Here is a 22078-nt window from a genome sequence, read left to right on the forward strand (position 1 = left end):
CTTCAATCAGGTAGGGAAAGCTTCCACCCCAACTGGCAGAGAGAAGTCAATCTTGGCATTAAATTTCGCAATCATGCGAAAAAGTTTAGCGTCACAATCCAACATTTAAAGACATTACAAAGAAATGGCAAAAGAAATAGCTGGCTACGTTAAGTTGCAGTGCAAAGGTGGTGCAGCAAACCCTTCACCTCCAATCGGTCCTGCTTTGGGTTCTAAGGGTTTGAATATCATGGAGTTCTGTAAGCAGTTCAATGCCAGAACACAAGATAAACCAGGTGTTATCCTACCTGTATTAATTACTTACTACAAAGACAAATCATTTGATTTCGTAGTAAAAACTCCTCCTGCTCCAATCTTGATTTTGGAAGCTGCTAAGGTGAAAATTGGTTCAGCTCAGCCAAACTTGAAAAAAGTTGGTTCTGTAACTTGGGACCAAGTACGTACAATCGCTGAAACTAAAATGCCAGACTTGAACTGCTTTACAGTAGAAGCAGCAATGAGCATGGTAGCAGGTACAGCTCGTTCTATGGGTATCACAGTTACAGGAGAAAAACCTTTCTAATTTGAAGGTTTGATGATTTGGAAATGCGAAGATTGAAAAATACGTCATTTCAAAATCTAAACTTTTTCAAATTAGCACATTTTCAAATTTTCAAATTGAAAAGAAATAATGGCTAAGTTAACAAAGAAACAAAAAGAGGCTCTTTCGAAATATGACAAGGCGCAAGCGTATTCACTTACGCAAGCGGCTGAGATTTTGAAAGAGATTTCATATACGAAATTCGATAGTTCTGTAGACATCGACGTTCGTTTGGGGGTTGACCCTCGTAAAGCCGACCAAATGGTACGTGGCGTAGTAGCATTGCCTCACGGTACAGGTAAAGATGTACGTGTATTAGTGCTTTGTACTCCTGACAAGGAAGAGGAAGCTAAAGCTGCTGGTGCTGACTTCGTTGGTTTGGACGAATATATTCAAAAAATCGAAAAAGGTTGGACTGACATTGATGTAATCATTACTATGCCAACTGTAATGGCTAAAATCGGTCGTTTAGGTCGTGTTTTAGGTCCACGTGGCTTGATGCCAAACCCTAAGTCAGGTACTGTGACTTTGGAAGTAGGTCAAGCTGTGAAAGAAGTGAAAGCTGGTAAAATCGACTTCAAAGTTGACAAAACTGGTATTATCCACACTTCAATTGGTAAGGTTTCATTCGAACCTTCTAAGTTGGCTGAAAACGCTCAAGAATTGATCAACACTTTGTTGAAATTGAAGCCATCTTCAGCTAAAGGTACATACGTGCAGTCAATCAATTTGTCTTCAACTATGTCTCCAGGTGTTCAAATTGACAAAGCAACAGTTAACGGTTTGTAATCATGACGAGAGAAGAAAAAGCAGTCATTATTGGTGAGTTGAGCGAAAAGTTCGCTGCTACTCCATACTTCTACATCACTGATACCGGCGGGTTGACCGTTGCAGAAGTAAACGCATTCAGAAGACTTTGTTTCCAACGTGGTTTAGAATACCGTGTTGTTAAAAATACTTTGATTGCTAAAGCACTTGAAACAACTGGTGTTGATTACAGTGCTTTCAATGGAACAGTTTTGAAAGGTTTGTCAGGTGTAATTTTCTCACCAGAAAACCCTAAAACTCCAGCTAAATTAATCAAAGACTTCAAAAAAGAAGCTGGTAAAGATAAGATCCGTTTCAAAGGAGCATCTATTGAAGGTGGTTTGTTCATCGGAGAAGATCAATTAGTAGCTCTTGAAAATGTGAAGTCAAAACAAGAGATGATTGGCGACATCATTGGATTGTTGCAATCTCCTGCGAAAAACGTTGTTTCTGCTCTTCAAAGCAGTGGAGGCAAATTGGCAGGTATCTTGAAAACTTTGTCAGAAAGAGAAGGATAATAACAGACCATTGGTCATTCTTCCTTGAAGACATACTCTTTGAAAGAGGCTTCCAAGCACAATATAACGCATATAGTAAATCAAAATCGTAAACAATTAAAATCTATTAATACAATGGCAGATTTAAAAGCATTCGCTGAACAATTAGTAAATTTAACAGTTAAAGAAGTTAACGAATTAGCAGCTATCTTGAAAGATGAGTATGGTATCGAACCTGCTGCTGCTGCTGCAGTTGTTGTAGCTGGTGGTGGTGCTGGTGAAGCTGCTGAAGCTCCTGCTGAGAAAACTTCTTTCGACGTAATCTTGAAAGCTGCTGGTGCTAACAAATTAGCAGTAGTTAAATTGGTGAAAGACTTGACTGGTCTTGGCTTGAAAGAAGCTAAAGAAGTAGTTGACGGCGCTCCAAAAGCTATCAAAGAAGGCGTTTCTAAAGAAGAAGCTGAAGGTTTGAAAAAATCTTTAGAAGAAGCTGGTGCTGAAGTTGAAGTTAAGTAATTAACACAATATACAGTATAAAAAAGAGTCATAACCTTAGGTTATGGCTCTTTTTGCGTTATATGAACTTTTATTAATGATTTGTAATTTTTCTTTTGTAAATGAATTAGTTGTGCTAGGAAGGTTTGCTGTAGGACTCTAAAACTGATTAATCCAAAATCAAATATCCGATACCCCAATATTCGGGTATCTCTCATGTTCAAATTTATCTTTAATTTCTTTTGGGTGTATTCCTTTTTACAAACTCATCAAAAGAAAATCCTCCAGAACCTATTACCGAAAATACCATAAGCATAATTAACACAAATACCGATAACCATAACTCAGAGTTTAAATAACTAAAGCCATTTCTGAGGTTGGTAAAGAAAACTGCTACAATCATGATAGGAAGCTGAGCAATCGATGCTGTTCGAGTAAGACAACCCAGAAGAATCATGAGTCCTCCAACCAAATGTGCAAACGCTACATAATGCACTGCCACAACTGTCCAAGCATTGAAATGTAATCCCTGAATTAAAGTTGCAAGATAGGTGGTATCGCCAATAAAGCTAACCCCTTTCATGAAAAGCAAAACGCCCAAAAAAATACGTACGATGTCGAGCCAAGCAGGATGATGCGTGTCGCCCCAATGCTCAATTTGTTCGAGGGTTGTCATAGTCGTAAAAAGGTTTGATTTAGAGGAAGTTAAATGTTTTAAATGACAATGTCAAGTATATTTAAAGATGAATCTTTCAAACCTGTAATGTTTGGTTTTAGGGGTATTTTTAACAAGTATTGTTCTTTATAATTCATTTTTTTTACAACTCCAAATTTTCCTGCTAAAAACTTGATAATCAAAGATTAATTTGGTAATTTTGCAGGCTATCAAAGATTTTACGGATTTTGCATCCCTTTTGATAAGTACTTGGTTCCGAAACACTTTTCTTTTTTCGTAGGAAGATTAGCAAAGGGAGGCAATGATACTCACATCTACGAGGCTTCATTTGGCACAAAAGCCAAACTTGTCAGTTTTGCAAAGAGGACCCTTACTTACCATTCTTTGCTCATTGATACCAACTGATAACAGTAAACTTTTACAGTAAACTTCAAAACAGTAACAGCCTTGGCACACATGACAAACACTGGCAGACTCGCGTTCGCCAAAGTTAAGAATTTGCTTGAGTACCCAGATTTCTTGGATATTCAGGTGAAGTCATTCCAGGAGTTTTTCCAATTGGAAACTCCTGCTGAAAATCGTAATGACGAGGGTCTATTTAAGGTTTTTGCTGAGAACTTCCCAATTGCGGATTCTCGTGAAAACTTTGTTCTCGAATTTATTGACTATTCGGTTGACCCTCCAAAATATTCGGTAGATGAGTGTATTGACCGTGGTCTTACTTACTCAGTACCTTTAAAAGCGAAACTTCGTTTGATTTGTAATGATGACGACAACGAAGATTTCGAAACAATTGAGCAAGAAGTATTCTTAGGAAATATTCCTTATATGACTGAGCGTGGCTCATTTGTAATCAACGGAGCTGAGCGCGTAATTGTATCTCAATTGCACCGTTCTCCAGGGGTATTCTTCTCTCAAAGCCGTCACACAAATGGTACTAAGTTGTACTCAGCTCGTATTATTCCTTTCAAAGGTTCTTGGATTGAATTTGCAACTGACGTAAACAACGTAATGTACGCTTACATCGACCGTAAGAAAAAGTTCCCTGTAACAACTCTTTTGCGTGCGATTGGTTTCGGTTCAGATAAAGAAATCTTAGACTTGTTTGGTCTTTCTGAAGAAGTTAGAGCTGATCAAGCTACTTTGAAAAAAGCAGTAGGTCGTCGTTTGGCGGCAAGAGTATTGAGAACTTGGCAAGAAGACTTCGTGGATGAGGATACTGGTGAAGTAGTATCTATCGACCGTAACGAAGTATTGTTGGAACGTGACTCTGTTATTTCTGCCAATGACATCGAAACAATTTTAGATGCAGGTCTTGATACAATCATTCTTCACAAAGAAGATATGAATGTAAACGATTATAATATCATTTATAACACGTTACAAAAAGACTCTTCAAACTCTGAAAAAGAAGCGGTTGAGCAAATTTACCGTCAGTTGCGTAATACAGAAGCACCTGATGAGCAAACAGCTCGTGACATTATCCAAAACTTGTTCTTCTCTGACAAACGTTACGATTTAGGTGAGGTTGGTCGTTATAGAATTAACAAGAAATTGGGTCATGATATTCCAATGGAAACGAAAGTATTGACAAAAGATGATATTATCTCGATTGTTAAATACTTAATCGGTTTGATTAACTCAAAAGCTGTAGTCGATGATATTGACCACTTGTCAAATCGTCGTGTTCGTACAGTAGGTGAGCAATTATATGCTCAGTTTGGGGTAGGTTTGGCTCGTATGGCTCGTACCATCAAAGAACGTATGAACGTTCGTGATAACGAAGACTTCAAGCCAGTTGATTTGATTAATGCTCGTACGCTTTCTTCTGTAATCAACTCGTTCTTCGGAACCAACCAGCTTTCTCAGTTTATGGACCAAACAAACCCATTGGCTGAGATTACTCACAAGCGTCGTTTGTCGGCCCTTGGACCTGGTGGTCTCTCTCGTGAGCGTGCAGGTTTTGAGGTTCGTGACGTTCACTATACGCACTACGGTCGTTTGTGTACGATTGAAACTCCTGAAGGTCCAAACATCGGTTTGATTTCATCACTTTGCGTTCACGCAAAAATCAACTCGATGGGCTTTATTGAAACACCTTATCGTGTAGTAGAAAGTGGAAAAGTACAAGTAGATCAAGTTCACTATTTGACAGCAGAAGAAGAAGATGGTAAAAACATCATTCAGGCAAATGCTTCTTATGGTGATGATGGTTTGTTTGAAAGTGACCGTGTAAAAGCTCGTTTCGAAGGGGACTTCCCAAGAGTTGACCCACAAGAGGCTCAATTCATGGATGTTGCTCCAAACCAAATTGTATCGGTTGCGGCTTCTTTGATTCCTTTCTTGGAGCATGATGATGCCAACCGTGCCTTGATGGGTTCAAACATGCAACGTCAGGCCGTGCCATTGTTGCGTCCTGAAGCTCCTATCGTAGGTACAGGTCTTGAAGCTCGTGTAGCACTTGACTCTCGCACATTAGTTGTGGCAGAGGCAGATGGTGTTATTGCTTATGTAGACAGTATCAAAATCGTTGTAAAATACGATATGTCTCCTAATGAGTACTTAGTAAGCTTTGAAGGTGATACAAAAGAATACAAATTGATTAAGTTCCGTAGAACTAACCAAGATACTACAATCAACTTGAAGCCAATTGTTCGTAAAGGACAACGTGTACAAAAAGGACAAGCACTTTGTGAAGGTTATGCAACACAACAAGGTGAATTGGCACTTGGACGTAACATGAAAGTAGCCTTCATGCCTTGGCAAGGTTACAACTTCGAGGATGCGATTGTAATTTCTGAGAAAGTTGTTCGTGATGATATCTTTACTTCAATCCACATTGAAGAATTCGAACTAGAAGTTCGTGATACCAAACGTGGAGAAGAAGAATTAACAGCTGAGATTCCTAACGTTTCTGAAGAAACAGTGAAGAACTTAGATGAAAACGGTGTTGTACGAGTAGGTTCTGAAGTAAAAGAAGGAGATATCCTTATTGGTAAAATCACACCAAAAGGAGAATCTGATCCAACTCCAGAAGAAAAATTACTTCGTGCTATCTTCGGTGATAAAGCTGGTGATGTGAAGGATGCTTCTAAGAAAGCACCACCATCATTGAAAGGTGTTGTTATCGATACCAAATTGTTTAGCCGTCCTAAGAAAGACAAAGACGAGCGTGAGAAAGCGAAGAAAGAGTTGACAATTTTGTCAAAACAATTGTCAAGAGACCTTACTTCTATTCGTGCTACGATGATAGGCAAAATGGTTGAATTGTTGGAAGGTAAAACTTGTAACGGTATCAAACATAAATTCGGTTCGGTTATCCTTGAAAAAGGAATCAAGTTTACAGCTCGTAACATTGAAGAAGCTTTGTTCCCTGCTAAAAACTTGTACCGTGACGATAGCTCATATAGTGTTCCTGAAGAAGCTAACTTGTTGGCTGACTTGATTTTGGAAGAAGCTAGTGAAGATGATGCTGCCAACAAATTGTTGTTACTGTTGGTGAAAAACTATAATGTTCGTCGTAACGAATTAGTAGGTCGCTTCAAACGTGAGAGATTCGTATTAGAAGTAGGAGACGAATTGCCAGCTGGTATCGTGAAATTAGCGAAAGTATATATCGCTAAGAAACGTAAGTTGAAAGTGGGTGACAAAATGGCGGGTCGCCACGGTAACAAAGGGGTTGTGGCTCGTATTGTACGTGACGAAGATATGCCATTCTTGGAAGACGGAACTCCAGTAGACATCGTGTTGAACCCACTAGGGGTACCTTCACGTATGAACATCGGTCAGATTTATGAGACTGTATTGGCTTGGGCAGGTGAAAAATTGAACAAGAAATACGCTACTCCAATCTTTGACGGTGCTACAGAAGCAGAAGTAGCTCACGAATTGACATTAGCTGGATTGCCATCTTGGGGTCGTACATACTTGTACAATGGTCTTAGTGGCGAGCGTTTTGACCAACCAGTAACAGTAGGTATTATTTACATGCTGAAACTAGGTCACTTAGTAGATGATAAAATGCACGCACGTTCAATCGGACCATATTCATTGATTACGCAACAACCTCTTGGTGGTAAAGCACAGTTTGGTGGTCAGCGTTTTGGTGAAATGGAGGTTTGGGCACTCGAAGCATTTGGTGCTGCTAATATCCTTCAAGAAATTTTGACAGTTAAATCCGATGACGTAGTAGGTCGTGCAAAAGCATACGAAGCTATCGTTAAAGGTGAAAACATGCCAAAACCAGGTATTCCAGAATCATTCAACGTATTGATCCACGAACTAAGAGGTTTAGCTCTAGAAATTACGTTGGAATAATAAATGATAAGGAAACTAGGTGTTTTTTTACTAGGTATAATACCTCCTTTAATGTTTGCCTATTTCTGTTTTTATCATACACAAAACCTTGTGATATTTGATGACTACACAATGGTAGCAGGAGCATTTTTAGGAGAACTAAAAGCATCAACGATTAGTGAAAAATTGACCGCATTGTTTGCGCAGCACAATGAGTATCGATTTCCTATTTTGACGCTGATGAGTATGTTTCAATATAAGGTGTTTGGTCAGATTCATTTCAACTATTACCCTTACATAGGTGACTTCTCATTGCTAGGATTGTATTTAGTAGTGTATAGTACCTTCAGAAGAGTTCAAAGTAGTAGTAAGCTGTTGCCGATGGTATATCTTATGTTTCCATTACATATCTATATCATTATTACTTGGGCAAACTCTTCGTGTCAGTACTTATGGGCTTTGTTTTATAGTATTTGGACAGTATATCTGTTGTTACAGAAAAATTCTAAGTGGAATTATCTTGCATTTGGAACTGTACTAATGGGCATTTTTTCCTTTGGTAGTGGCATTTTTGCCCTACCATTGGGAGCTGTCATTTTATTAGTAGAAAGAAAATATAAGTTGCTGTTTGCATGGTTGACTTATGCAGCGATAATAGTCGGATTTTATTTTCATGGTTACCAAAAACAACCATTTATTGAATTAGGACTAAAAACGTTTCAGGAGCATCCTACTTATATTCCTTTAGGTTTTTTGTATATCTGGGGCGGATGGGCTGATTTATCCTTGTCGGCATTGAGTTTTTGGAAAGCTACAATACCGGGTATTGCAGGTTTTTTAACCTTACTCTTGGTATTTTATGTTTTGTGGAAATCTTTTCTCAATATGAGGTTAAAAGATCAAACTACGCATTTTGTAGCATCATTTACGTTTTATACGCTTGGATATTTGCTTTTTACCACCAGTGTAATTGCATTTGGTCGAACAGGAAGTGATCCAGAATTTACGATGTTAGTTTCCAATCATCGTTATTATGCTTTCATGGCACTGGCGCTAGTGTATGGATATTTTGTGATGAATGTAAGGTTTGCTCATTTTGCAAAAATTGCTTTAGGGTTTTCTATGGCAATCTTCTTTTTAGGATATGCAAAATTTTGGGGACTAATGTCTTCACGAGCCAAACTTTTAGCAGCAGTAACATTTAATCATTACTATGATGGTGTTCCTCCTACGCATCCGCATTATAACCCATTCTACTTTATTAAAAAGACGAACGATTCATTAATGAATCATTATAATGCTTATGTTTTTCCAGCAACACCCTTGCATAAAGAATGGAAGGCATTTGCGGAAAAACCAACTTTTGAGAAAAATACCTTGACTTTGCAATCAATAGTGACAGATTCAACGTTGACATTAAATGGTAATAATCTAGAGCAATCTGGACTTCATGGAACTTATTACTTGTTGAAGTCGAAAGAATATCTATTTGTTTATAATCCTAGTAGAGTTCAGTTGGCATCTAGAAAGCCATATTTGCAAAGTTCAGAATACAATACGATTATACCCAAAGGCGAACTGCACAAAGGATCTTATGATTTAATCTTGTGCAATTATCAGAATTCGGAAGCTAAATATTATAAAACAAACCTTAAATGGGATATTTTATAAATGAATATGCTTCCAAAGTTTGTAGATACCGAAGCTAAATCGTGAGGTTATTTTTCTGAAAGTTAATTCCCAGGGAGAAATAAAGCCATGCGCTAATTTTTCCAAACCCTTAGATATTTTAAATTAAAAACAGATTTAAAAATGTCATTCAAAAAAAATAGAAAATTAAATAGCGACTTCCAGAGAGTAACAATCTCGTTGGCATCGCCAGAGTCAATTCTTGAAGGTTCGCATGGCGAGGTTACTCAACCTGAAACCATCAACTATAGGACTTACAAACCAGAAATGGGAGGTTTGTTCTGCGAGCGTATCTTCGGTCCAACGAAAGACTGGGAATGTCACTGTGGAAAATATAAGCGTATTCGCTATAAAGGTATCATCTGCGACCGTTGTGGTGTAGAGGTTACTGAGAAAAAAGTACGTCGTGAGCGTATGGGACACATCGAATTGGTGGTTCCTGTAGCACACATCTGGTACTTCCGTAGTTTGCCTAACAAAATTGGTTATTTGCTAGGTCTTTCTACAAAAAAATTGGATCAAGTTATCTACTACGAAAGATACGTGGTAGTTCAACCAGGTATCAAAGAGGAAGATGGTGTTAACAAAATGGACTTCTTGACTGAAGACGAATATTTGGACATTATCGACAAATTGCCTCGCGAAAACCAATTGCTTCCTGACGAAGATCCTCAAAAATTCATTGCTAAGATGGGTGCTGAGGCACTTGAAATGTTATTGAAACGTACTGCGTTAGATGATCTTTCTTATAGTCTTCGCCACTCGGCTGCTAACGACACTTCTCAACAACGTAAAGCTGAAGCTTTAAAACGTTTGAAAGTAGTTGAAGCTTTCCGTGAAGCTGGTACACGTATCGAAAACAGACCAGAATGGATGGTTATTAAAATGGTTCCTGTAATTCCACCAGAATTACGTCCATTAGTACCTCTTGATGGTGGTCGTTTTGCTACGTCAGATTTGAATGATCTTTACCGTCGTGTAATCATTCGTAACAACCGTTTGAAACGTTTGATTGAAATCAAAGCGCCTGAAGTAATTTTACGTAACGAAAAACGTATGCTTCAAGAAGCTGTTGACTCATTGTTTGACAACTCACGTAAAGTTAACGCTGTACGTTCTGAAGGTAACCGTGCTTTGAAATCTCTTTCTGATATGTTGAAAGGTAAGCAAGGTCGTTTCCGTCAAAACTTGTTAGGTAAACGTGTTGACTACTCTGGTCGTTCGGTAATCGTAGTAGGTCCAGAATTGAAGATGCACGAGTGTGGTTTGCCAAAAGATATGGCTGCCGAGCTATTCAAGCCATTTGTTATTCGCAAATTGATTGAGCGTGGTATCGTTAAAACGGTAAAATCTGCTAAGAAAATCGTTGATAGAAAAGACCCTGTGGTTTGGGATATTTTGGAAAACGTAATGAAAGGACACCCTGTTCTTCTTAACCGTGCCCCAACGCTCCACCGTTTGGGTATCCAAGCATTCCAACCTAAGTTGATCGAAGGTAAAGCTATCCAATTGCACCCATTGACTTGTACGGCCTTCAACGCCGACTTTGATGGTGACCAGATGGCGGTACACGTACCACTAGGTCAAGAGGCTATCCTTGAGGCATCTTTATTGATGTTGGCTTCGCACAACATCTTGAACCCTGCCAACGGTGCGCCTATTACAGTACCTTCTCAAGACATGGTTCTTGGTTTGTACTACGTAACAAAAGGACGTAGACATACACCAGAGTACCCAATTGTAGGTGAAGGAATGAAATTCTACGGCTTTGAAGAAGTAGTAATTGGTATGAACGAAGGTAGAGTTTCGAAACATGCTAATATCGAAGTAAAAGCTAAGGTTCGTAAAGAAGATGGTACATTGGTTGAAGAAATGGTGAAAACTGTTGCAGGTCGTGTATTATTCAACCTTTGCGTTCCTGAAGAAGTAGGATATATCAATGAATTGTTGACTAAGAAGAAATTGCAACAAATCATTTCTCAAGTATTTAAAATCTCTGGAGTAGCTCGTACTGCTAAATTCTTAGATGATATTAAAGAATTGGGTTACCAGATGGCCTTCAGAGGTGGTCTTTCAATGGGTATCGGTGATATTATCGTACCAGAAGAAAAGGCTGACTTAATTACTAAAGCTACTGAAGATGTAGCTTCTGTAACTGATAACTACTTGATGGGTCTTATTACCGATAACGAGCGTTACAATGCCGTTATTGATATTTGGACGAAAGTAAACTCGAAAATCACGGATACGTTGATGAAGCAAATGGAGAATGACCAACAAGGCTTCAACGCTATCTTTATGATGATGCACTCAGGTGCTCGTGGTTCTCGTGAGCAGATTCGTCAGTTAGGTGGTATGCGTGGTTTGATGGCAAAGCCTCAAAAGAACTTACAAGGTTCGGTTGGTGAAATCATCGAAAACCCAATCCTTTCTAACTTTAAAGAAGGTCTTGACGTACTTGAGTACTTTATCTCAACGCACGGTGCTCGTAAAGGTCTTGCCGATACAGCCTTGAAAACGGCCGATGCTGGTTACTTGACTCGTCGTTTGCATGACGTTGCTCAGGATGTTATTGTAAACGAAGAAGATTGTGGTACATTACGTGGTATCCAAATCGCTGCGTTGAAAGATAACGAAGAGATCATCGAACCACTTTCAGAGCGTATCTTAGGTCGTGTGTCAATTCACGATGTACATGATCCAGTTACTGGAGATTTGCTGATTCCAGCAGGTGAAGAAATCACTGAAGAGATGGCAACAAGTGTAGATGATACAGCTATTGATTCTATCGAGATTCGTTCGGTATTAACTTGTGAAACTCGTAATGGTGTTTGTGCTAAGTGTTATGGCCGTAACCTTTCAACAGGTAGAATGGTAAGTATCGGTGAAGCTGTAGGGGTAATTGCTTCTCAGTCAATCGGTGAGCCAGGTACACAGTTGACACTTCGTACATTCCACGTTGGGGGTACTGCCCAAAACGTAACATTGGATGCAACGATTAAAGCGAAATTTGATGGTATCATCCGTTTCGAAGAGATGCGTACTGTAGCCTCTGTAGATCCTGAAGGTAATCCAGTAGAAATTGTAATGGGTCGTTCGGGTGAGGTTCAAATTGTGAACCCAGCTACAAACCAAGTATATATCACAAACAACGTTCCTTACGGTGCTTACTTGCGTGTGAAAGACGGACAAACCATTGCCAAAGGTACAGAAATCTGTGCTTGGGATCCATACAACGCCGTAATCCTTTCTGAAGCTGATGGTATTGCAAGATTCGACTCAATCGAAGAAAATATCACTTACAAAGAAGAAGCCGATGAACAAACTGGTTTGAGAGAAAAAGTTATTATCGAATCTAAGGATAAAACAAAGAACCCTTCAATCGTAATTGTTAACAAAAACGGTGAAGAAACTTCTTTCAACGTACCTGTGGCTGCTCGTCTTTCTGTTGATAATGGAGCTGTAATCAAACCTGGTCAGATTCTTGCTAAGATTCCTCGTGCTGCTGGTAAAACTCGTGACATTACGGGTGGTCTTCCACGTGTAACTGAGTTGTTCGAAGCTCGTAATCCATCTAACCCTGCCGTAGTTTCTGAAATCGACGGTGTAATTACATTAGGTGGTATCAAACGTGGTAACCGTGAAATCTATGTGAAAGCTAAAGATGGTGCTGAACGCAAGTACTTAGTACCACTTTCGAAACACATCCTTGTTCAGAATAATGACTTTGTTCGTGCAGGTGTGCCTCTTTCAGATGGTGCAATTACGCCATCAGATATCTTGGCTATCAAAGGACCAACTGCGGTACAAGAATACTTAGTAAATGAGATTCAGGACGTTTACCGTTTGCAAGGTGTAAAAATCAACGATAAGCACATTGAATGTATCGTTCGTCAGATGATGCAAAAAGTAGAAATCGTTGACTCTGGAGATACCATGTTCTTGAACAATCAGAATGTAGATCGTTTTGCTGTACGTTTGGCAAATGACGATATTCTTGATAAGAAAGTTGTTGTAGATGCAGGGGACTCTGATAAAATGAAAGTTGGTATGATTGTAACGACTCGTGCGTTGCGTGATGAAAACTCTTCATTGAAGCGTCGTGACTTGCGTAAAGTAGAGGTTCGTGATGCTCAACCAGCAGTATCTCAACCAAACTTGCAAGGTATTACACAGGCGTCATTGGGTACTGAATCATTCATCTCGGCTGCGTCATTCCAAGAAACAACTAAAGTATTGTCTGAAGCTTCAATCAGAGCGAAATCAGATGGCTTAGATGGCTTGAAAGAAAACGTAATCGTAGGTCACTTGATTCCAGCAGGTACTGGTGTTCGCAAATACCAAGATTATATCATTACTTCAAAAGAAGAGTTACAGCAAATCGAAACAGCTAAAGAACAGCAAGCTCAACAAAAAGTGGGTGGCTATCGTAAAGCTCGTTGGATTGTTTAGTCCAAACTTCTTTTTGAACATATTTTCAAAGGCTCTTAGATTCAGTTCTAAGGGCCTTTGGCTTTTTTTATAAAAAATACCAGAATCTCAAAAGGGATAAATGTTGGTTTTTAGGATGTAAGTGTTTGTTTTACAGTTGTTTGTGGTTTATTTTTTGTAGGAATTTTTAACAATATTTTTCAAAAAAAGTCTATTTATCTATTTTAAAGGCTTTTGAATAACTTTTGGACACTTCTCTCAGCAAAAGAAAAAAATCTTAATTAAAAGCTTGAATAATTGAATAGGTAAGGTTTTTGATTAAATTTGAAAATCAAACTTTTACGTTTTTAAACTATGGCAAATCAACAAGACGAAACACAAATTAATGTAGAGCTTACAGAGGAAATGGCTGAAGGCGAGTATGTAAACCTTGCAATGATTGCACATTCACAAAGTGAATTTGTAATTGATTTCATTAAAATGATGCCAGGGTTACCCAAAGCACGTGTAAAATCGCGCGTAATAATGACGCCTGATCATGCTTACAGATTATTGAATGCTTTGAAGGACAACATCGCAAAATATGAAGATGCTTACGGTAGTATTTCTGATGAGAAAGGTGCTATAGGCTTCCAATTTCCAACAAATTATAGTGGACCAGTCGGAGAAGCATAGTATTCGATTTGACTATTTACTATGAAAACTTAATCTTATTGTTTGGTTAAACTATCGGGTTTGAGCCAATTTGTAGCTTCTCAAAATACAAAAAGTCTATCATATTGGACATATAACTCATGCCCGAGAGCACCAAGCCTCTACTTGTATTATATACATTTCCAACCTAAAGGTTTGGGACACATCAACTCCTTAAGAAATAATATCTCCAAAATAGAGTAGAATAAACCCCTTATTCTACTTTCTAGTCCAGTATGTATTTACAAATTATATTCGTTGTGTGATGGATCTTAAACTAACTAAGTCATTTTTGTCGACAGCTACTGCCCAATTTAAAGGACAAGTACAAGTGCCTGATGAAGCGCTATTCTCTTTACCTGAAAAAGTATTACAGTTTGGTACAGGTGTATTATTGAGAGGCTTATGCGATTATTTTATCGATAAAGCTAACAAACAAGGTGTTTTCAACGGAAGAATCGTTGTCGTAAAATCTACAGATAAAGGCGATGCTGATGCTTTTAATGAGCAAGATGGCTTATATACACATTGTATAAAGGGCTTAGAAAATGGCAAGTTGATTGAAGAAACAATCATAAATAGTGCTATTTCTCGTACTCTATCTGCTCGTAATGAATGGAGCGCTATCTTGGAATGCGCACGCAATCCTGAAATGCAAATTATCATTTCGAATACAACTGAGGTTGGTATCGCATTACTAGAGTCGGATAAAGTAACTTCTACACCGCCACAGTCTTTCCCTGTAAAGTTATTGGCGTTCTTATACGAAAGATGGAAGTATTTAGGTGGTTCTGCTGAAAGTGGTATGGTGATTGTTCCGACAGAGTTGATCGTTGGTAATGGTGATAAATTACAAGAAATTGTTTTAGAACAGGCACACCGTAATGCACTTGAGCCTGAATTTATAGAGTGGATTGACACTCATAATCGTTTTTGCAATTCATTGGTAGATAGAATTGTACCAGGAAAGCCAGAAAACTCAACAGAAATTTTACAGAAATTAGGTTATCAGGACGACCTTTTAATCATGTCGGAAGTGTATCGTTTATGGGCTATTCAAGGCGATGAACACGTTCGTAAAGTATTAAGTTTTGCACAGGCCGATGAAGGTGTTATTATTGACAAAGACATCGAAATTTATCGTGAACTAAAACTTCGTTTGTTGAATGGTACGCACACCCTTATGTGTGGAATGGCGTATTTGTTAGGTTTTAAATACGTAAAAGACGTTATGGCAAATGGCTATATGAGCCGTATTATTACCAATCTAATGTTAGGCGAATTGTCGTTGGCAATTCCATATAAAGTAGATTCAAAAACGGCCGACCGTTTTGGACGTATGGTGCTAGACCGTTTCCGTAATCCATATATCAATCATAAGTTGTTAGATATTACGGTACAGTATTCGGCCAAAATGCGTATGCGTAATATCCCCATTTTGATGGAATACTACCGTGAGTTTGGTCGTGCTCCAGAATTATTTGCGATGGGCTTTGCAGCTTATTTACAGTTTATGCACGCTGTAAAAGAGGTAAATGGCAACTATTATGGGGAGTGCAATGGAGAACATTATCAAATCAGCTGTAATTACGCATCTTATTTTTATGAGGCTTGGGATAATTTTGATTTGCATAAAGTATTATCCAATCGTAGTCTTTGGGGCGAAGATTTAACCCAACTAGCAGGCTTTGAAGAATCAGTAGCTAAGTATTTGTAATATATAGTCGTGTGCAAAGATTATTTGTTATTTCGGGATAGGGGTGAAATCGTATAAACCCTTTTATAGATGAAATAAGCACTTTGTACGCTATATCAAAATATAAAGGGCGTTCTATCTCATAATGAGTTTAGAACGCCTTTTTACATTCCTAAAAATAAGATTTTTGAAACGTATTTGTTATCTTTCGGAAAGCTAGGTATTATAACCATTAAGGAATCTGAAATCATGAAAAAAGTAATCACCTTTGGCGAGGTCTTGATGAGACTGACTACGCCTAATTTTGCAAGATTTTCACAGTCAGCCGCTTTCGACATCAACTTTGGTGGTGGCGAGGCTAATGTGTCATCTTCTCTTGCAATTATGGGTATTCCAGCAAGTCATGTTACAGTATTTCCTGATAATGACCTTGGCTATGCTGCCCGCACTACTTATCTCAAATACGGTGTTGGTACGGAGTTTATGCAAATGAAGGGAAATCGCTTGGGTATTTATTTTGTAGAAAATGGTGCCGCTATGCGACCTTCTAAGGTAATCTATGACCGCTTTGATTCTGCTTTTGCTTTATTGAACCCTGCTGATTTTGATTGGGAAACTATCTTTGCCGATGCACAGTGGTTTCACTTTACGGGTATATCTCCAGCAATATCAGCATCGGCAGCAGAAGCTTGCTTGCAGGCTGTAAAAGTGGCTCGTCGTATGGGGCTAACTATTTCAGCAGATGTTGGTTATCGTAAAAACCTTTGGCAGTGGGGCAAAAAGCCCAGTGAGGTAATGCCAGAACTAATCTCGTATTGCGATGTAATTATTTGTAGCAAAGGCGATGCAAATGATATGTTTGGGATTGCACCTAATGATGAAAAGGGTAGTTTTAAATCTATCTGTCAGCAGATTTTGACACAATTTCCCCAAGTAAAATTTGTATTGAATACCAAAAGAGGTCAAATTTCAGCTTCACATAATACCCTTTCAGGGCAATGCTGGAATGGCACCGAAATGATTAAAACGAAAACAATCGATATCCCTAATATTATAGATAGAATTGGCGGAGGCGATGCCTTTATGGCGGGTTTTATCTATGCTTATATTACATTCCAAGATATTCAAAAAGCATTAGAATACGGTGTGGCGGCTTCAGCCTTGAAGCACACAGTGGAAGGCGATTTTAATTTAGCTACTTTGCAAGAAATTGAAATGGTGGTAAAAGGTGATGTAAGCGGTAAACTCAAGCGTTAATCAATCATTATTTTTTTCAAAATTGACATAGATTCTTCAATTTCTGAAAGAGTCATCGAGGCAAACCCAATCCTACAAGCATTTAAAGGCTTATATGCGCTCCCGTTTGGCAAGTATAAGCCTTTTTTATGGGCATTTTCGGATAAACTTTCTAGAGGATATTTTTCAGAAAACTTCATCCAGATAGCCATACCGCCTTGAGGTTTTTCGAAAGTAACTTTTTCTCCTAGCTCTTTTTCAAATAATTCACAGGTAAAATCCCGACGCTGACGATATTCTTTGAGGGCTTTGGTTACATGTCGTCTGATAGTGCCATTTTCCAATAAATCAGCCAAGCAAGCTTCAAGAATAGTATCGCCTTGGCGATCAATAATCCTTCTGATTTTACCTAGTTCTTCAATGATATCAGGAGTGGCTACCACATACCCTACCCGAAAAGTTGGAGCAATGAGCTTGGTAAACGAACCGATATAGATAACTCTTCCGTGCGTATTAGCACTTGCCAATGGTAATACTGGGCGATTAGCATAATGAAAATCGTAGTCATAGTCATCTTCGATAATCCAAAAATGATAAGTTTCAGCAAGCTGCAATAAATGTAAACGACGCTCTGGTTTTAGCGTGACCGTAGTCGGATGATAATGGTGTGAGGTAACATACACCATCCGAATAGGATGTTTTTGACAGAGTTTTTCTAGCGCATTTGTATCCAAACCTTCTTCATCTACAGGAATAGTCATTGTTGTGGCTCCAAAATGCTCAAAAGTTAAATTGGTCGCTTGATAACTCAGCTCACCAACTACAACCAAGTCGCCTGAACGTATGAAAGCATGAGCTACCAAATAAATTCCCATTTGACTTCCTCGCGTACTTAGGATATGTTCGGCATCAATGGAAAGCCCTCTGGTTTGATTGAGTAATGTTGCTAAATTTTCCCGAAAACGACGTAATCCATAAACTTCCGTGTAATTCAATAAAGCAGGTTCAGCGTAGTTGATATAATGTGCATAACGTTTAGCCAATGCTTCCCTTGGAGCTAAACGAGAGTCAGGCAGGCCATCGTTAAAGGCGAGGCGATGTTGAATTAATTTAGGTAAAAACAAACCCGAAGCTCGGTTGTTAAGGATACTATCTTTTTCGCCCGTTTCATTTATTTGAGTAGAAATAAATCCTTTTGCTTGAACTATTGGAAGTTGATTACTCACGAAAACACCTCTTTTCGGTAAAATTTCAATCCATCCTTGTGATTGAATCTCTTCATAAGCCTGAATTACGGTCTGACGATTTATTTCTAATAAATCAGCCAAGGGACGAGACCCCAAAAGTTTACAACCTTTTGGAATAATCCCACTTTGAATATGTTGAATAAAAGCATTGGCAAGCTGTACATATAAAGGCACTGCCGAACCGCGCTCCAATACTAAGATCGACTTATAAGGAATTTGCATCTGGACTATTTCACTGTTTACAACTGGACTAATAAACTATGCCAGTAAAGATAGAAATTTGTAACATGATTTATCAACATATCTGTTAACAATTCACATTTACAAGAACTTATGGAAGATGTTAATTTAAAACCAAGTCGATTAGTAAAAAGAGCTAGCTACGATTCCGAACAAATTTATAGCATTCTCGACGAAGGTTTGGTTTGTCAAGTAGCTTACGTAGAAAATGGTAGACCAATGATGATACCAACAGGATATTGTCGAATAGGAAATAAGCTCTATATACATGGCTCGGTTGGGAGTCATTTTATGCGAAGTCTCGCCGATGGTCGAGAGGTTTGCCTATCTGTTTCATTGTTGGACGGTTTGGTATTAGCTCGCTCAGCTTTTCATCATTCGGTCAATTATCGTTCTGTGGTAGTATTTGCGCAAGCCGAACTTATCACCGATGAACAAGAGGCATGGGATGCTTTAGAAGCCTTTACCGAACACGTTATCAAAGGTCGCTGGGCAGAAGTTCGTGAGCCAGATGCCTCTGAAATGAAGAAAACAATGGTTTTAGCATTTTCGTTGGAAAAAGCTTCGGCTAAAGTACGAGTAGGTAATCCAAGTGATGATGAAGAAGATTATGAATTACCAGTTTGGGCGGGAGTTTTACCCTTAAAACAAGTTGCTCAAGCTCCAATTACTGACCCACTCATGCGTCACGAAACGCCAATTCCTGATTATGTAGCAAATTATTCTCGCGGAAAATAAGTCTTAATCTCTAAATCAGAGAGGGTAACTTGTTGCCCTCTCACTTATTATTCAAATCTTTCTTAGGAATGATTGGGTAAAAAAAAACAAAGATTGCCTTTATAAATTAATCGCATCTTTTCATCCTAATCAATCTTAAAATGCCCTTAGAACAAACATTTCGTTGGTTTGGTCCAAAAGACCCTGTATCATTGGCGCATATTCGTCAGGCAGGAGCTACAGGTATCGTAACAGCACTTCACCATCTGCCCAATGGCGTAGTTTGGTCATTAGAAGAAATTTTAACTCGTAAAGCCGAGATAGAAAAAGCAGGACTTAATTTTTCTGTAGTAGAAAGCGTGCCTGTACACGAAGACATCAAAAAGCGTTCTGGCAATTATTTGCAATACATCGAGAATTACAAGCAAAGTTTGTTAAACCTAGGCAAGGCAGGAATTGACACTGTGTGTTACAACTTTATGCCTGTATTGGACTGGACTCGTACCGATTTAGATTACCCATTAGCTGATGGTTCAACAGCCCTACGCTTTGATGCTACCGAATTTGCAGCTTTTGAGATATTCATCTTAAAAAGAAAAGGCGCAGAAGAAGGTTATACAGAAACCCAATTACAAAAAGCACATACTTGGTATCATCAAGCAAGTGAAGCTGCCAAAACTAAGTTGATTCGTAATATTATAGCTGGTTTGCCAGGAAGTGAAGAAAGCTTTACAGTAGAAGAATTTGCCGCAGTATTAGAAACCTATAATGAAGTAGGAGATGCCGAATTGCGTGCCAATCTTTATGAATTTATTCGAGCTATTACTCCAGCAGCCGAAGAAGCAGGTATCAATTTAGCCATTCACCCCGACGACCCTCCGTATCCAATTTTGGGCTTACCAAGAGTCGTTAGTACCGAAAGTGATGCTCGACAATTATTGGCAGCTTACGAAAGCACTAATAACGGCCTTTGTTTCTGTACAGGCAGTTATGGTGTTCGTGAAGACAATGACCTAGCGGATATGGTTGAACGCCTAGGAAACCGTATCAACTTTATTCATTTGCGTGCAACCAAGCGTGATGTAGAAGGCAATTTCTATGAAGCTGACCATCTCGATGGCGATGTAGATATGTATGGTGTTATGAAAGGTCTTGTTTTGGAGCAACGCAAACGTATAGCTGAAGGTAGAGAAGATTATCGTTTGCCGTTTCGTCCAGATCACGGTCACCGTATGTTAGATGACTTAAATCCTGAAAAACGTACCAATCCGGGTTATACTGCTATTGGTCGTTTGAGAGGTTTAGCTGAGCTTCGTGGATTAGAGCTAGGAATCATAAGAAGTTTGTAAAATCTTAAGCCTATGTCAAAAGCATAGGCTTTTTTATTTTTAATTTAGGGAAAAAGTCGAGTTGTATTACTTTAATAATATAGTATTGTTAAATCCTTGCAGATAGTCATAGAATATCCTCAATAGAAGTCTAATTTTGATGAACTATTGAGTACAATTTTAAGATTATCGGTGTACTATCGACCATTGACTGTCAAAATACTTGAATAAAAGTGTTTTGACAGTCAATGGTCGAGGTACATAAACTTAATTTTCTGAAAAATTATGAAAAAAGTATTTTACCTACTAGCCAGTATATGCCTATTGGCTACAAAAGCCGAAGCACAAGAAGTGCAGAGGATTGAAGGTGCTTTGAAATTTTTGGTAATGGGCGATTGGGGACGTGTTGGCGAAGACCACCAAAAGCCTGTAGCAGACCAAATGGGAAAAGTAGCCAAACAAATTGGTAGTGAGTTTGTCATTTCTACGGGAGACAATTTCTATCCAAGGGGTGTTCAAAGTGAATTTGACCCACTGTGGAAATATTCTTTTGAAGATATATACACTGCCTTTTCGTTACAATGGGATTGGTATCCTGTATTAGGAAATCACGATTATGGTGGCAACCCCGATGCACAAGTAGCTTACTCAAAAATTAGTCGTCGTTGGCGAATGCCAGCTCGCTATTACACCAAAACCTTCCAAATAGATGGAGGTAATGAAGTGTTAGTAGCGTTTATTGATACCAACCCATTGATTCCTGATTTTTATAAAAATAAAGATTACGGTCCCAATGTGATCAGTCAAGATAGCACAGCTCAGAAAAAATGGTTAGACAAGGTATTGTCGACAACTTCTCCAAAAGTAAAATGGAAATTGGTAGTAGGGCATCATCCATTGTTTACGGCTACCGAAAAACGCAGAGAAAGTTACGATACTAAGGCGGTGAGAGCATCTTTGAAAAGTGTTTTGGATAAGCATCAAGTAGATGCCTATATCTGTGGGCACGACCATGACTTACAACATTTACTTCCTCCAGGTAAAACACACTATTTTGTGTCAGGGTCTGCTTCTGAAAGTACAGCTATAGGGACATTACCCATTAGTAAGTTGGCTAGCAACGAATATGGCTTTATGGTGTTTTCGGTAACGAGCAACAAACTCAATGTTCAAGTGGTAAATCAAGACGGTAAAGTCATTTACACAACAGAACTTACCAAATAAGATTTAAAAGATTTAATTAAAAGCAAAGGGATTTTGTGTTACAGCTAGCACAAAATCCCTTTGCTTTTTTATATGGAAAATACGGTAATTGTTACAAAGCCCTAATTCTGAGATAATTATTAAACGTGTTGATAAAATAATTGTATCAAACCTTTTGTTTATCAGAGACTTTACGTAATTTTGCACCCCTGATTTGAGCGACTATCAAATGAATTTCTTAGAAAAG

The 22078-nt window shown here is 38.5% G+C and carries 15 protein-coding genes; 13 read left to right on the plus strand and 2 right to left on the minus strand.

Annotated features, from left to right (window positions below; translation table 11 throughout):
* The first annotated feature begins 124 nt into the window (after positions 1 to 124).
* The 4 genes from rplK to rplL all read left to right on the plus strand — a co-directional run bounded on the left by rplK (position 125) and on the right by rplL (position 2400).
* Positions 125 to 562, plus strand: coding sequence for a 50S ribosomal protein L11 (rplK, locus tag QM491_RS17900; protein WP_166551587.1), 438 nt, complete (start codon positions 125 to 127; stop codon positions 560 to 562).
* A 108-nt stretch (positions 563 to 670) separates the two neighbouring features.
* Positions 671 to 1369 carry a 50S ribosomal protein L1 gene (gene rplA, locus QM491_RS17905; protein WP_283328932.1) on the plus strand — a complete coding sequence of 233 codons (699 nt, stop codon included), beginning with the start codon at positions 671 to 673 and terminating at the stop codon, positions 1367 to 1369.
* A 2-nt stretch (positions 1370 to 1371) separates the two neighbouring features.
* Complete coding sequence (rplJ, locus tag QM491_RS17910; RefSeq protein ID WP_095161118.1) at positions 1372 to 1905, plus strand: 50S ribosomal protein L10; 534 nt, start codon at positions 1372 to 1374, stop codon at positions 1903 to 1905.
* Between the two features lie 114 nt (positions 1906 to 2019).
* Positions 2020 to 2400: a 50S ribosomal protein L7/L12 gene (gene rplL, locus QM491_RS17915; protein WP_283328933.1), complete on the plus strand. Its 381-nt coding sequence runs from the start codon at positions 2020 to 2022 to the stop codon at positions 2398 to 2400.
* A 211-nt stretch (positions 2401 to 2611) separates the two neighbouring features.
* On the opposite strand, the gene QM491_RS17920 is transcribed toward rplL, so the two are convergent.
* Positions 2612 to 3055: a DoxX family protein gene (locus QM491_RS17920; protein ID WP_283328934.1), complete on the minus strand. Its 444-nt coding sequence runs from the start codon at positions 3053 to 3055 to the stop codon at positions 2612 to 2614.
* Positions 3056 to 3511: 456 nt separating this feature from the next.
* Between QM491_RS17920 and rpoB the strand changes: the two genes are divergently transcribed.
* The 6 genes from rpoB to QM491_RS17950 all read left to right on the plus strand — a co-directional run bounded on the left by rpoB (position 3512) and on the right by QM491_RS17950 (position 17117).
* Positions 3512 to 7372 (plus strand): DNA-directed RNA polymerase subunit beta, encoded by a 3861-nt coding sequence (rpoB, locus tag QM491_RS17925; protein ID WP_283328935.1) that lies wholly within the window; start codon positions 3512 to 3514, stop codon positions 7370 to 7372.
* A 3-nt stretch (positions 7373 to 7375) separates the two neighbouring features.
* The gene (locus tag QM491_RS17930) at positions 7376 to 9022 is read left to right on the plus strand and encodes a hypothetical protein (RefSeq protein ID WP_283328936.1); all 1647 of its coding nucleotides are present in this window, start codon (positions 7376 to 7378) and stop codon (positions 9020 to 9022) included.
* Between the two features lie 141 nt (positions 9023 to 9163).
* A complete protein-coding gene (rpoC, locus tag QM491_RS17935; protein ID WP_283328937.1) occupies positions 9164 to 13492 on the plus strand; it encodes a DNA-directed RNA polymerase subunit beta' in 4329 nt (1442 codons plus the stop codon).
* Positions 13493 to 13825: 333 nt separating this feature from the next.
* Positions 13826 to 14146 (plus strand): DUF3467 domain-containing protein, encoded by a 321-nt coding sequence (locus QM491_RS17940; protein ID WP_095161123.1) that lies wholly within the window; start codon positions 13826 to 13828, stop codon positions 14144 to 14146.
* A gap of 283 nt (positions 14147 to 14429) precedes the next feature.
* Positions 14430 to 15881, plus strand: coding sequence for a tagaturonate reductase (locus QM491_RS17945; RefSeq protein ID WP_283328938.1), 1452 nt, complete (start codon positions 14430 to 14432; stop codon positions 15879 to 15881).
* Positions 15882 to 16109: 228 nt separating this feature from the next.
* Positions 16110 to 17117 (plus strand): sugar kinase, encoded by a 1008-nt coding sequence (locus QM491_RS17950; RefSeq protein WP_283328939.1) that lies wholly within the window; start codon positions 16110 to 16112, stop codon positions 17115 to 17117.
* Here the strand turns inward: QM491_RS17950 and QM491_RS17955 are convergent.
* Entirely contained in the window at positions 17114 to 18565 is a 1452-nt protein-coding gene (locus tag QM491_RS17955) for an aminotransferase-like domain-containing protein (RefSeq protein ID WP_283328940.1), read from the minus strand. The genes QM491_RS17950 and QM491_RS17955 overlap by 4 nt on opposite strands.
* A gap of 111 nt (positions 18566 to 18676) precedes the next feature.
* Here QM491_RS17955 and QM491_RS17960 point away from each other — a divergent pair, with 111 nt between their 5' ends.
* The 3 genes from QM491_RS17960 (at position 18677) to QM491_RS17970 (ending at position 21852) form a co-directional block, all read left to right on the plus strand.
* On the plus strand, positions 18677 to 19321 hold the full coding sequence (locus QM491_RS17960) for a pyridoxamine 5'-phosphate oxidase family protein (RefSeq protein ID WP_283328941.1): 645 nt from the start codon (positions 18677 to 18679) through the stop codon (positions 19319 to 19321).
* A gap of 140 nt (positions 19322 to 19461) precedes the next feature.
* The gene (uxuA, locus tag QM491_RS17965) at positions 19462 to 20649 is read left to right on the plus strand and encodes a mannonate dehydratase (protein WP_283328942.1); all 1188 of its coding nucleotides are present in this window, start codon (positions 19462 to 19464) and stop codon (positions 20647 to 20649) included.
* Between the two features lie 264 nt (positions 20650 to 20913).
* Entirely contained in the window at positions 20914 to 21852 is a 939-nt protein-coding gene (locus QM491_RS17970) for a purple acid phosphatase family protein (protein WP_283328943.1), read from the plus strand.
* Positions 21853 to 22078: the final 226 nt, after the last annotated feature.

This window comes from Flectobacillus longus (assembly GCF_030056705.1).
GTDB classification, from domain to species: domain Bacteria; phylum Bacteroidota; class Bacteroidia; order Cytophagales; family Spirosomataceae; genus Flectobacillus; species Flectobacillus longus.